The following is a 13,135-nucleotide window of genomic DNA, read 5'->3' on the forward strand; positions in this document are numbered from 1 at the left end:
AGGAGAAAATTGCTATCGCTACTGAGAGGGGCGGCTCAATATGAATAAGATAATGATGTTTTATGAAAGTCATAAATATAAATTAATTGAAATGTGTTTCTGATATTATTCTGGTGGGGTTGATTATGGATGGTATATTTTTTAACGATATACATGAAGAAATTACCAATGCTGCTTTTGGGAAAAATGGGAAATGTTTTCTACTGATAGATGCATCTTTAGAACAGTATCATTCATCACTTTTTTTGCCCAGTATTCTTAGAGAATATAAATCTTACCCTGTTACATTCCGCCAGGATGAACTTCAGGGGGCTTTACCACTTTACCTTTTCCCTCTTAGTGCCTCCAGCGAGAGAGATGGCCAATTGTTTAAGAATAGTATTTACAATTCATTGAATGAGTTGAAAATAGAAAAGCTTGAGTCCGGGGAAGGGCGCAGCGTCTGTGCGTGGATTTCGACGGATTTAACTGGGGAGCAGCTTGCTGAACAGGTCGCTTTGTCCGCCGTACAGTCGATTCAATCAGTTGGTAATATATTACTTCGCTATTACGACCCATCAGTATTTGGTTTGTTAATGTATACGCTGGATAAATGGCAAAAGCAACAGCTATTAAGCAATATTAATACATGGTCTTATATTGATGGAGGCGGAATAGCTCAGGTGGCGAATGGTGATGGTAAATGCAAAAAAAAATTAAACTACTCACTTGGATTAACAGAGCAAAATGCATTCGAAATGGGCCGGATTTCAGTTGTTAATAATATTTTGCGAGCATATCGGAAAATGAGAATGCCGCATAAATTTAGTGAGCGTGATGTGATGAAATTATTGAGTCCTGCGCTGGATTATTATTATTCAACTTTCTCTACATCCGCTAAGGATCTTATTGATTTTGGGCTTGACGTGTTGAGCGCGCAGCGACTATTTTATCAGGATGAGGTATTTAAGAAGATCATATTTAGTAATCGCAGTAAAGATCTTCAGTCATACTCAGATATTAAATCCATAATTGACAGTATGGCATGTTAAGAAGTTTTTTCTCTTAAAGAAAATGTGCTGTTAACAATGATGGAGAATGATATGAATTGGCCTGTACAAATAATCCCTCCAGTCGATAAGATTCCTGGAATTAAATGGAGTAAATGGTTTTTTTCTTTCATAAGTATTTTGTTGACTGTGGTGGTTAGTTGGGTTGGGGCTAAAATTATTTTGCCTGCTGAAGATAATGAGTTGTTAAAATTACTTACCCTGTTGGTTTTTTCGGTGCCCCTAGCTTTTTCTGTCATAATTCCCGTTAGAACCTATTACCATGGTTTGTGTTTGTCGGCATTCGAAGCAAGAGAGCGCGAAGCAGCATTGGTCAGGAAAGACTGGACTGAATGGGCAAGTCAAAAATTTTATGTTTCCGCTTATAAAGCGTTTCTCCCTTCTGTAATATCGCAAACCGATATGGCAATGTCTCATTCGGTTGAAATATATAATAACCAGCGATTGAAACTACGGGGCCATAACGATGATTTATATACTGAAGAACAACTGATTTACGAACTGTTGGCGTCTGTCAGAACAAGGCTGTTACGGTTGAGTGAATCATGTATATTTGATGTTATATTTACCTATGATAGTAATTATATTACTTTCTCAATATTTAAAGAGTGCTGGGCTGCGATCGGGTTTGATGAAAATTGCTTGCGTAATTATTACTGTTGGAGTAAAGCATTAGGGCAGGAATTTGATACATTATCCAACATCTCAAAAAATCGGGTGTCAATAATAATATCTGCAAACATTGAAAGTTTTGAAAAATACCCTCCTAACTCAACAGAGTTCGCTTCAATATTGCTGGTGACTCATCAAGAGCAACCACCTGAAAAAGCCAATAACGGTATAGCCTTGCGACCAATGGTATGCAACAAAAATCTCACCAAACAAGAGGTCATCCACATGATGACTTACCAGTCAGATGTCCTTAAAACGACAAGAGTACTTTTTAGCAATATGAGTGCAGAGGAAGTTTCAGAAGTTTCGGGGATATTAAGACTCTCATCTTTATCTATGAATGTTGAATGGGAGTGTGAGAGAATGTATTTAAATTTGATGCTGGGTAATTTAAATGAGCACCATTTTTGGTTGGTGTTTGCTCTGGCACTTTTCATATCAGAAAAAAACAATGAGCCGGTTTTAATGGTCACTGGCGTTGGTGATGAATACCTTTTAAATGTCATTAAGCCCTTTGATAATAGCAAGGAGCATTAAATTGAACACCTCGGCAAAATGGAGAGTGATTGGCCTTGTATCCTGTCTCATTATTTTTGGTGTACTGACTTTTATAGGATGTTACTACTATGGGGATATCTTTGGATGGGTATCCTCAAAAGAAAAAGTGAGCCTTTGGTTCTTATGCATGTTTTTAATTTCTGTGTTCCTGATGTTGATGAACTTCGGTGTATGGTTCCATCAAAAAGAGTATCGCTTTCAGCATATCGCGGGAGGGAAGTCCGTCACAGCTAATGTTCTTAATAACTATAAAAAGTCCAGTAAAAAGGATCCTGTAAAAGCTCATTTATGCCGACGCTATAGCTTCTTCTGGCAAAACAAGATCCGCCTGCTGCTGATCACCGGCGATGAAGCCGCGATTGAGCAACTGCTACCCGGCCTGCAAAAGCAGCAGTGGCTTGAAGGCAACCGCACCGTGCTGATTTACGGCGGCAGCCTGGCATCGGAGCCTGACCGCGAAAAATACACAGCGCTGCGTAAACTACGCCGCGGGCGCCCGCTGGACGGGATTATCCGTTTACTGCCCGAGTCGCTTAAGCTGACCCCACATATCAGCGACAGCGATTTACGCGGCCTGGAAAAAATCAGCGAACTGCTGCGTTATTCCGCTCCGGTCTGGCTGTGGCAACTGTGCAGCAGTCACTGGTCGCAGGGTACGCGTCCTGAGCAGGCGGTAGGTGCAAGCTTTCCACCACGCGCAAAAGAAGACGATGTAATCCGCCAGCTGGAACTGATGCTGCCGGCCCTGCGGGCGCAGGGGATGAGTCAGGTCGCGGAAAACAGCAGCCACGACTTCCTGCTGCGCCTGAGCCAGCACCTGAACGACGGTGCTATTGCCCGCTGGACTCAGCAGTTGCAGCCATGGCTCTTTGTTTCTCAGCAGCGCGTCCCGCTACGTGGTCTGATGTTCAGCCTGTCGGAGAAGAAACCTGCCGGAATGTCAGCGGGAACAGCCGACGCTGAGAATTATGGATCACAGCGTCATGCCCTGACTCTGCCAGCAACCTGGCAGGGTATTGTCGACGACTGCACCCGCGTACGTGGCCGTCGTGTCGGTATGCCGTGGGAACGAGCGCTGGCCTGGGCACTGATGGCCATCATCAGTTTCTGGGGGGTAGGGACGCTGCTGTCGTTTGCGGTCAACCGGTCACAAATAGTTTCTGTTGCACAGCAGGCTCATGCTCTGGTGGAGCACACTTCTGTATCGGATTACCAACTGACGGCCCTGCATGCTCTGCGTAATGATGCCGGTCGTCTGCTGCACCATATTCAGGACGGCGCGCCATGGTATCAGCGCTTTGGTCTGGACCATGATCAGCAGTTGCTTGACGCAATGCTGCCCTGGTACGGGGTGGCGAACAACCGTCTGATACGTGACCCGGCAAATGAAGCGCTTAAGCAGAAGCTCATTGCGCTGGTCAATTCGGCACCCAACAGCGACCAGCGGACACAGATGGCGAAACCGGGTTATGACCAGCTGAAAGCCTGGCTGATGATGTCCCGTCCGGATAAAGCTGATGGTGCATTCTACGCGCAAACCATGAAAACCGTGCAGCCGACGCGTTTAGGCATCTCAGCTGGCCTGTGGCAAAGCCTGTCACCGGATTTGTGGGCTTTCTACATCAACGAACTGCCAGCGCAGCCACAGTGGAAAACCACACCGGATGCGCAACTGGTCAGCCAGAGCCGCCAGGTGCTGTTGCAGCAAATTGGACGGCGCAACGCGGAAAGTACGCTGTACGAGAACATGCTCAAATCCGTGCGTCGTAACTTCGCCGATGTGTCTCTGGAGGACATGACCGGCGGTACCGATGCCCGTCGCCTGTTTACCACCGATGAGGTGGTGCCGGGCATGTTCACCCGTCAGGCCTGGGAGGGTGGTATTCAGCAGGCCATTGAGAAAGCGGCAAACTCCCGCCGCGATGAAATTGACTGGGTGCTGAGCGACAGCCGGAAAGCCGTCTCCTCAGACCTGTCGCCGGAAGCACTGAAAGCACGTCTGACGGAACGCTACTTCACCGACTTTGCCGGTAGCTGGCTGAGCTTCCTCAACAGCCTGCAACTTAATCCGGCAAACAATATTGCAGACGTCACCGACCAGCTGACGCTGATGAGTGATGTTCGCCAGTCACCGCTGATTGCCCTGATGAACACCCTCGCCTGGCAGGGGCAGACCGGCCAGAAGAGTGAAGACCTGTCGGATTCCATCATCAAATCGGCTAAAGACCTGGTAGGCGGGAAGGACAAACCGGTAATTGACCAGTCAGCCTCAGGCCCGCAGGGCCCACTGGATGAAACCTTTGGACCGTTGCTGGCACTTATGGGTAAAAACAAAGGCAGCAATGTTATGTCGGCTGACAACTCACTGAGCCTGCAAACTTATCTTACCCGTATCACCCGTGTGCGTCTGCGTCTGCAACAGGTCGCCAGCGCCTCTGACCCTCAGGAAATGATGCAGAGCCTGGCGCAGACCGTGTTCCAGGGCAAAAGCGTGGACCTGACCGACACCCAGCAGTACGGCAGCCTGATTGCTGCAAGCCTGGGCGAAGAGTGGAGTGGTTTTGGCAGCACCATGTTTGTGCAGCCACTGACCCAGGCCTGGGAAACTGTGCTTCAGCCATCGGCAGCGAGCCTGAATGACAAATGGAGTCGCTCCGTGGTGGCGAACTGGCATACGGCATTTGACGGACGTTTCCCATTCGCTATCAGCAAGAGTGATTCCTCTCTGCCAATGCTGGCTGAGTTTGTGCGTAAGGACAACGGACGCATTGAGCGCTTCCTGACCGCGGAACTCGGCGGTGTGCTGCATAAGGAGGGCAGCCAGTGGGTGCCAGATAAGGTTAATAGCCAGGGGCTGAGCTTTAATCCAGCCTTCCTGCGGGCGATTAATCAGCTCAGCCAGCTATCGGATATCTTATTTACCGACGGCAGTCAGGGCATCAGCTTTGAGCTACAGGCGCGTCCAGTACCGCAGGTGGTAGAAACGCAACTGACTATCGATGGAAAAAAGCTGCACTACTTCAACCAGATGGCAGACTGGCAGAGCTTCCGCTGGCCTGGTGACACCTACAAGCCCGGAGCCATGCTGACATGGACCACCGTCAATGCGGGCGCACGTCTGTTTGGTGATTACAGCGGAACCTGGGGCTTTATTCGTTGGCTGGATGAAAGTAAGAGAGAGCAGCTAGACCGCAGTCAGTGGATGATGAGTTTTACCGCCCCGGATGGTCGGACCCTACAGTGGGTACTGCGTTCACAACTGGGCAGTGGGCCGCTGGCGTTACTGGCACTGCGGGGTTTTACGCTGCCAGATCAAATATTCAGCGTCGACAGCGCGGCTATGGCGCAGGCGCTGATGACCAACACAGAAAACAGTGACATGGACGGAGTCGAATAATGGACGCTTTGCAGAATCTGGTTGTTGCCTGCCAGGCGGATGAAACCTTGCTGCGACAGCAGGCGCAGTCACGTATGGAAAGCTGGCAGAGCTGGCTTACCCCTATCAGTGAGATCAATCCTACAGGAGAAGACCCGGGTTATGACGATGATTTCCAGCGTATCCGGGAGGAGGTCAATAAACTTTCCGGCATTGATACCGGGCTGATTTGCCAGCTGGCTGAAAAGGTGCTGACCACAGAGGCCAAAGATGTCCGGGTTGCTACTTACTATTGTTGGGCGCGCTTGCACCAGGACGGTGAAACCGGGTTTGCTGAAGGGCTTGAGTTACTGGCGGGATTACTAACCCAGTATGGAACACAGCTCCATCCACAGCGCGAGCGAAGCCGTAAACCGGCGCTGGAGTGGCTCGCAGGCTCTCGTCTACTTGACAGCCTGTTACTCTGGCCAGAAGTGGTACGCGACGATGCCCAGCGTACGACCGGTGCGTTGCTGCTCATCCGAGACAGTCTTGAAACTGAGCCTGAAGCGTCACGTCCAGATCTGAGTGCCCTGTACAGCGCGCTGGGAGCCCGCCTGATGAAAGCCGGTGGCGTGGATGCGGTAATACCCCAGAACGCCAGCAGTCAGACACGCCCGCAGTCGGCATCTCACACGGCAGAACAGGACGCGCCAGTGCTGAGCCGCATCACATCCGGTCAGGATTTGCTGGCTCAGGCCCGAACCCTGACGGGATATTTGCGTGAGCAACCTGATGGCTGGCTTGCCGCACACCGGCTGATGAAAAGTCTGCGTCACGACACGCTAAGAGCAATCCCGGCACCGGATGCCGAAGGGAAAACGCGCATCGAACCGCCGCGGGCTGACCAGCGTGCAATGCTTAAACGGCTGTATTTGCAACAGAGCTGGCTGGAGATACTGGAACAAGCGGACAGCACTTTCTCGCGTGGCGCCAATCATCTCTGGCTGGATTTGCAGTGGTACATCCATCAGGCCCTGATTAAATCAGGCCAGGATGTGCTGGCCGATATCATTACCGCTGACCTGAAAGGGCTGCTGCGGCGCCTTCCCGGACTTGAAACGCTGGCCTTCAATGACGGCACACCCTTTGCTGATGAGGTCACGCTGAACTGGATAAACCAGAGCGTGCTCGACGAGATGTCCAACTGGCGGGATGAACCTGTCAGTGCCTTGAGTGAAACTGGCAACGATATTCTGGCCCTTGAACCGGAAGCACTGGAGAAAGCTGACACGGATGGTCTGGATGCCACACTCCACTGGCTGCAAACGCGTCCGGGCACCGACACCACAAAAGACAAATGGTTGGTGCGCCTGCTGATGGCACGTGTGGCGGAGCAGAAGGGTAGGAATGAACTGGCCCTGCATCTGCTGGGTGAACTTGACGGTGCAGCACAGGCCATCACCCTCACTCAGTGGACACCGGCGCTGTTGTTTGAAGTGAAATCGCGCCGCCTCAGGCTGCTGCGTATGAAAGCCGCCCGCAGTGAAACCGATAAGTCACGGCTTCAGCCAGAGATGGACCAGCTTCTGGCGGGCCTGATTGCCCTTGACCCGGCAGGCTGTGCGGTACTTTGCGGGTAAAGCGACTGACATACCTTTAAAACACACATATTCAGGTTCTTATGGACGACTTAACCCTGCGTTATTACGACGCTGAAATGCGCTACCTGCTGGAAGCCGGCGAAGAATTTGCCCGCGCTCACCCTGAACAGGCGGCAATGCTCAATCTCGATAAAGCGGGCGCGCGCGACCCGTACGTGGAGCGACTGTTCGAGGGCTTTGCCTTTCTGATGGGCCGCCTGCGTGAGAAGCTTGATGACGACCTGCCTGAACTGACTGAAGGGCTGGTCAGTCTGCTGTGGCCGCATTACCTGCGCACTATTCCCTCGATGTCGGTGGTGGAGTTCACTCCTGTCTGGCGTGAGATGAAAGAACCGATGCGTATTGCCAGAGGTTTCGAGGTCAATTCGCGGCCGATCGGTGAAAAAGGCACGCGTTGTCGCTACACCACAACTAAAGAGATAACCCTTCAGCCACTGGCGTTGGAGCATGCCCGCCTGTCGACTGATCCTGACGGGCGCTCTGTCATCAGCCTGCGCTTCAGTTGTAGCCATCTTGCTGACTGGAGCCGTGTCGATCTCAGCCAGATCCCGTTCTATTTCAACGCTGACGCACCGCTGGCCTGCGCTATGCATGAAGCTTTTACCATGAATACTGCGCGTCTGTGGCTGCGCATGCCGGGCGACATGGACGGAAGGCCGATGGACGGGTATTTCACCGCACTGGGGTTTGGTGATGATGACAGGCTGTGGCCGAAGGGGGACAGCAGTTTCAGCGGTTACCAGTTGCTGCTGGAGTACTTCACCTTTCGCGAGAAATTCATGTTTACGGGGCTGCGCGGGCTGGAGAGCGTGGTCTTTCCGGCTGAGATCCCGTGGTTTGAAATCGACGTGGTGCTGGCGGAACGCTGGGAGCATGACTTCAGCTTTACCGAAAAGCACCTGCGCCTGAATTGCGTGCCGGTCATTAACCTGTTCCCGCTGGAATCCGATCCGCTGACGCTCAATTCTCTGCAAACCGAATACATGCTGCGCCCGATGCGCGTGCAGGATGGCCATACCGAGATATATACCGTGGATTCGGTGATGTCATCGAGCCAGCACACCTACGTGCCGTTTTCGAGCTTCCGTCATAAGGGAGGAATGATGCGTCATGAAGCACCGGAATATTACTACCACACCCGCGTGCGCCGCGGTCCGTCCGGCCTGCATAACACCTGGCTCATCCTTGGCGGCGAAGCATTTGATAATCATACCGTCCCGGAAGACGAAAGCCTGTCGCTGACGCTCACCGGCACCAATGGTCAACTGCCACGACGTGCGCTGCAAAGCACCGTGCTTGATACGGTGATGAAAACCACTTCGGTCAGCATTGCCGTGCGCAACCTGTGTGCGCCGACGCTGCCTTGTTACCCACCTGCGCAGGACCGTTTTCACTGGCGCGTACTGAGTCACCTTGGCAGCGGATTTCTGTCGATGATGGATAATGCCGACGTGCTGCGCGGTACCCTGGCGCTGTATGAATGGACCGACAGCGAGATGAACCGTCGCCGTCTGGAAGCCATCCTCGAGGTGAAGCACAGTGAAACGGAGCGCTTTGAACAGGGCTACCTGGTCCGTGGCGTGCAGATTGAAGTCACGCTGGACAGCAATGGCTTTGCCGGACGCGGCGACATCTGCTTATTTGGCGAGATGATGAGCCGATTCTTTGCGCTATACACTGACATCTATTTGTTTAACCGCCTGATTATCATTCTGCAACCGACCGGAGAACGCCTGGAATGGGAAGAGAAGCACAACCGCCGCATTCCCGGCTGAGCCCACGGCTGGAAGCCGACCTGCATCGTATTAACTTTTACCGTTTATGCCAGTTGCTGGAGAAGCGTAACCCAGGCAGGCCGCTGATGGGTTCGACCAGTCACCCGGGCGATGACCCGGTACGCTTTGCCCCGCATCCGGGGATGGGATTTCCGGCCAGTGAGCTGAAGGCCGTGGAGTATGATGAGGATGATGACAGCCGGCCACCACTTATCCGCACGACCTTTATGGGAATGTACGGTGTCGACTCACCCCTGCCGATGGCGTATCTCGATGACATCGCTCAGCATCGGGAAGGGCATGACGCACTACAGGGTTTTCTGGATATTTTCAGCCATCGCATTCTGACGCAGTTTTACCGTATCTGGCGTAAATACTCTTATCCGGCCACCTTTGAACCCGGTGGTACGGACAGCATCTCGCAGTCACTGCTGGGCCTGGTGGGATTGGGTATTCCCGGCACCGCAGACCACATCGCCACACCGGTATCCCGTTTTCTGGCTCTGCTGGGTGTTCTACAGCAACCGGGCAAAACTCAGGAGGGAATGCAGGCGCTGGTGACGTTGCTGGCCCCGGATACCACCGTGAAGGTCAGTCCATACTGCCTGCGGCCGGTGGAAATGGGTCAGCCGCTGGGCTTTTACGGTGATGACGATTTTCTGCTGGACGGCAACACGCCACTGGGTGACGAAGCGATGGATGCGGGTAGCCAACTGCTAGTTGCGCTTACAACGGATAATGAACAGGAGGCACAGGGCTGGAAGCCGGACGGTCTGCTGTATCAGGACTTTCTGGTGATGCTTCGTGTCTGGCTCGGCTGGCGTTTTAAGGCGAAGATCACCCTGACCACACGGACCCGACTGCTGGCCGTTCCGCCGCTTGGCGAAGGCCCTTTCTGGCTCGGGATGAACGGCGTGCTGGGTGCTGATGAGAGGGAACTTAAAGACGATATCCCACCGACCTTTACGACGGAACTGGGCTATTACACTGGCCTGAAGCCGGCAATACCACAACAAGGAAACCGACGTGTTACGTACAAGTTTGATTAAATCCGCAGGCTGGTTGCCTGCACTGCTGGTGTTCAGCCTGACGGGGTGCGGGATGACGCAGGGTATCACCGATGGCACCAAATCGGCATTTAACGCCGTGTTCTACAAAAAAATTAAGATGCTGCACCTGGATTTCACGGCGCGTGAAGCGCTAAACACCGATTCCCGCGAAAGTAACTCACTCTCCGAGCCGGTGGTAGTCCGTGTCTATCAACTGAAAGACCGTAAAATCTTCGATAAAACGGTTTACCAGCAACTACTGAACGATGGCGAAACTATTCTGAAAACCGACCTGATGGCGACCCGCGATGTGGTCGTAAAACCGGGCGGTGATACAAATCTTGATATGCCAATGGAAGAAGAAACGCAGTTTGTCGCGGTAGTCGGCCTGTTTCGTCACCCGGACCTGGTAAACAATACCTGGAAGCAGGTTCTAAAACGTGAAGATCTCGATCCGGATAAGCCGCGCATTCTGGAGGCCGGGAATAACCACCTGACGTTACAGCCATTGAAGGATGACTGATGCCTAAGGGACATAATACGCCATCGCTGTATGAAATGCTGAGCGGCAATTTCTCAGGTGGCCTGAGCCTCAACCAGGTCAGCGAACAGAATCAGGTGATTTTATCAGTACTCGATAACATGCAGCGCATCCTCAACTGCCGCGCCGGTACGCTGGCCCACCTGCCGGACTACGGCCTGCCGGATATGACAAAAATCCTCCAGGGAATGCCCGGGACCGCCCACCAGTTGATCACCACACTGTCGGCCGTGTTGCTGAAATATGAGCCGCGCCTGAGCCGGATTAACGTGGTTATGCAGGAACAGATGCAGCCCGGTGAACTCCGCTACGCCATTGATGCGGAGCTGAAGGGGGTGGGGCTGGTGCGCTACGGCACGGAATTTATGCCCGAGGGCAGGGTATTAATCCGTCATCTGAAACAACAGCAATACCTCGATGCACGAGCCGCCATCTAGTTATTACTCAGGTTAAAACAGTTATGACAATAAATTCTGAACGCCAACTTAAAACCGGCGGGGATCCGCGCACGCTTGCGGATTACGCTGCCTTGCGCGACGAAATGAACAAGCTCACCCATCCGGCACGCCCGGATGTTAACTGGCAACACGCGGAAACGCTCTGTCTGTCACTGTTCGAGCATAACGGTGTGGAGCTACAAACGGCTGCCTGGTATACGCTCGCCCGCACGCATCTTGCCGGCCTCTATGGTATGAATGAAGGGCTGGCGCTACTGGCTGCACTGGTCGTCCGTCAGTGGGGTAGCCTCTGGCCACAGCCTGTCCATGCGCGAGTTGAAATCCTCAATGCACTGAGCAAACGCCTGCAACAGGTGGTGAGAACGCTGACGTTGACGTATGCCGATTTAGGGCAGCTTTATCAGGCTGAGGAGAATCTGAAGGCTCTGAGTGACATGTTGCAGCGCCTCGAACTTAAGCATGCTGCTCAGCTTGATGCTCTGCGCACGATGATGCAGAACGCAGCAGTGCGTCTGGAAAACAGCGAAAATACGGGCGTAAGTCTGCCGGGTAACGCGGTGGGGGCCGCTGAACTCCACCTCACAGAACCGACAGAGCGTTGTAAATGGGTTTATGTGGTTCAGCCCGAGCCGTTGCCGAATAAAGAGCCTCCTGTACCCGTGAAGCAGTGGAAGCCATTTGCTGCGGGTATGTTGTTCATGCTGGCGGCAGCCAGCATTGTCGCAGTGGGATGGCAGACGATGCATGCGCCAGATTCAGTACAAACTCAGCTGGCCGCGTCCCTGACTCCTTTACCTGATGGACTCTCTACAGCACAGTTGCAGGCGCTGCAACAAACGTCACCGCCACCTGAACCGGGGATCAGCAAGACACAGCAGCTGTTAGCGCAGCTTTTACACCTGAAACCAGACTGGGCAGTAAGCTACGGCGACCGTCTGGTGCAGCAGGCGCTGACGCTGTGGCCTGAAGAGGCCAAACCCTTGGCGCAACAGTGGCACAAGCAGATTAGCGTTGCCGGACTTGCAGAGTCAGAGCTGAATGGCTGGCATCAGGGAATGACGCAGTTACAGCAGTTGACGAACAGGCTAAACGCGCTGGATGAACAGAAGGGGAAGTACATGACGGTCAGCGAACTGAAATCAGCCGTGTTTGCCATGTCGCAGTCCTTCAGCCATACCGTTCCGCTTGAGGAGCAGCTTCGTCTGCTTTCCATTTTACCTGCCGGGCAACCCGTGTCAGCAGCGCAGCTAAACCAAGCCGAACAGCATCTTCAGCAGTTGATTGCCAGCTATGCCTTGCTGAAGCACCAAAAAGAATAATGAGACTGGCGAAAAACACGGAGTTGACATGTCAGCAAGAGAGCGTTTTTTTAAGAAAGTGCAGCAGAGCATCGGGGACAAACCGATCTATGTTAATACGGCTGAGGCCGAAGTCAGGGCGTTTTGTGAGCGGATGGAGGATCTTGCGCAGCAAATCATTACATGGTTTGAAGGTTCTGGTATTGAAATATTTTTATCTAAAAAACATATCACCGATTTAAGTACGGTTGGCTACAGCCTCAGTAGCGGTATATGTCGTTATGCCATTACGACGATCATTTTGCAAAATGGGGATCGCAGCGTCACCATTATGCCAGAACAGGTGATCAGCGGGCCGGAGAAGGGGTGTGTGACGATGAGTATTAATGTCCCCGATAGTCTGTCGGGGGCGAGGATATTCCATTTAAGCATGGCGCCTGAAACAGGCTGGTATATTCGTCGCGGGCATCAAAGTCCAAAAGAGAATATCCTCATGACAGAGGACCGTTTTTTCCAGACTATCGACTGTCTGGCCTGAACGTAAGCCACTCTAACGAGAGGAACGCGTATTAACTACGTTAACTTATTAAGCGCCACTAAACAACGGCGACCTACAGTACCCCTCCTTAAATATATAATTACCGTTATGGAAGGGGTATCAGCAACCCAACGACAAGCCAGATATTTAGCGTAAAACATGCTTTTTATCCGCCTTA

10 protein-coding genes are annotated in these 13,135 nt (G+C 52.3%); all 10 read left to right on the top strand.

Annotation, left to right across the window (positions count from 1 at the left end):
• Nucleotides 1-125: 125 nt before the first annotated feature.
• The 10 genes from H2Z33_RS19020 to H2Z33_RS19065 are packed head-to-tail and all read left to right on the top strand — an operon-like array spanning nt 126 to nt 12,957.
• A complete protein-coding gene (locus H2Z33_RS19020) occupies nt 126-1,031 on the top strand; it encodes a DUF4123 domain-containing protein (protein ID WP_017382246.1) in 906 nt (301 codons plus the stop codon).
• A 51-nt stretch (nt 1,032-1,082) separates the two neighbouring features.
• Nucleotides 1,083-2,258, top strand: coding sequence for a hypothetical protein (locus H2Z33_RS19025; RefSeq protein WP_033486885.1), 1,176 nt, complete (start codon nt 1,083-1,085; stop codon nt 2,256-2,258).
• Nucleotides 2,221-5,676: an ImcF-related family protein gene (locus H2Z33_RS19030; protein WP_318651753.1), complete on the top strand. Its 3,456-nt coding sequence runs from the start codon at nt 2,221-2,223 to the stop codon at nt 5,674-5,676. The genes H2Z33_RS19025 and H2Z33_RS19030 overlap by 38 nt, the downstream gene beginning before the upstream one ends.
• Nucleotides 5,676-7,277, top strand: a complete 1,602-nt coding sequence (gene tssA / locus H2Z33_RS19035) for a type VI secretion system protein TssA (RefSeq protein ID WP_063134636.1) — start codon at nt 5,676-5,678, stop codon at nt 7,275-7,277. The genes H2Z33_RS19030 and tssA overlap by 1 nt, the downstream gene beginning before the upstream one ends.
• A gap of 41 nt (nt 7,278-7,318) precedes the next feature.
• The gene (tssF, locus tag H2Z33_RS19040; RefSeq protein WP_063134635.1) at nt 7,319-9,073 is read left to right on the top strand and encodes a type VI secretion system baseplate subunit TssF; all 1,755 of its coding nucleotides are present in this window, start codon (nt 7,319-7,321) and stop codon (nt 9,071-9,073) included.
• Nucleotides 9,037-10,122 carry a type VI secretion system baseplate subunit TssG gene (gene tssG, locus H2Z33_RS19045; RefSeq protein WP_063134634.1) on the top strand — a complete coding sequence of 362 codons (1,086 nt, stop codon included), beginning with the start codon at nt 9,037-9,039 and terminating at the stop codon, nt 10,120-10,122. Before tssF ends, tssG begins: the two co-directional genes overlap by 37 nt.
• On the top strand, nt 10,100-10,645 hold the full coding sequence (gene tssJ, locus H2Z33_RS19050; RefSeq protein WP_032648436.1) for a type VI secretion system lipoprotein TssJ: 546 nt from the start codon (nt 10,100-10,102) through the stop codon (nt 10,643-10,645). The genes tssG and tssJ overlap by 23 nt, the downstream gene beginning before the upstream one ends.
• The gene (gene tssE, locus H2Z33_RS19055) at nt 10,645-11,100 is read left to right on the top strand and encodes a type VI secretion system baseplate subunit TssE (RefSeq protein WP_058688801.1); all 456 of its coding nucleotides are present in this window, start codon (nt 10,645-10,647) and stop codon (nt 11,098-11,100) included. Before tssJ ends, tssE begins: the two co-directional genes overlap by 1 nt.
• Before the next feature lie 23 nt (nt 11,101-11,123).
• A complete protein-coding gene (locus H2Z33_RS19060; RefSeq protein WP_063134633.1) occupies nt 11,124-12,440 on the top strand; it encodes a VasL domain-containing protein in 1,317 nt (438 codons plus the stop codon).
• A gap of 28 nt (nt 12,441-12,468) precedes the next feature.
• A complete protein-coding gene (locus tag H2Z33_RS19065; protein ID WP_063134632.1) occupies nt 12,469-12,957 on the top strand; it encodes a hypothetical protein in 489 nt (162 codons plus the stop codon).
• Nucleotides 12,958-13,135: the final 178 nt, after the last annotated feature.

This window comes from Enterobacter sp. YSU, assembly GCF_016082135.1.
GTDB lineage: Bacteria > Pseudomonadota > Gammaproteobacteria > Enterobacterales > Enterobacteriaceae > Enterobacter > Enterobacter hormaechei_C.

Excerpts from the sequence above, each read along its gene's own strand:
- tssA (WP_063134636.1), top strand. The coding sequence starts at position 5,676 with ATGGACGCTTTGCAGAATCTGGTTGTTGCCTGCCAGGCGGATGAAACC.
- H2Z33_RS19020 (WP_017382246.1), top strand. The coding sequence starts at position 126 with ATGGATGGTATATTTTTTAACGATATACATGAAGAAATTACCAATGCT.
- H2Z33_RS19065 (WP_063134632.1), top strand. The coding sequence starts at position 12,469 with ATGTCAGCAAGAGAGCGTTTTTTTAAGAAAGTGCAGCAGAGCATCGGG.
- H2Z33_RS19060 (WP_063134633.1), top strand. The coding sequence starts at position 11,124 with ATGACAATAAATTCTGAACGCCAACTTAAAACCGGCGGGGATCCGCGC.
- H2Z33_RS19025 (WP_033486885.1), top strand. The coding sequence starts at position 1,083 with ATGAATTGGCCTGTACAAATAATCCCTCCAGTCGATAAGATTCCTGGA.
- tssG (WP_063134634.1), top strand. The coding sequence starts at position 9,037 with ATGGGAAGAGAAGCACAACCGCCGCATTCCCGGCTGAGCCCACGGCTG.
- tssE (WP_058688801.1), top strand. The coding sequence starts at position 10,645 with ATGCCTAAGGGACATAATACGCCATCGCTGTATGAAATGCTGAGCGGC.
- H2Z33_RS19030 (WP_318651753.1), top strand. The coding sequence starts at position 2,221 with ATGTCATTAAGCCCTTTGATAATAGCAAGGAGCATTAAATTGAACACC.
- tssF (WP_063134635.1), top strand. The coding sequence starts at position 7,319 with ATGGACGACTTAACCCTGCGTTATTACGACGCTGAAATGCGCTACCTG.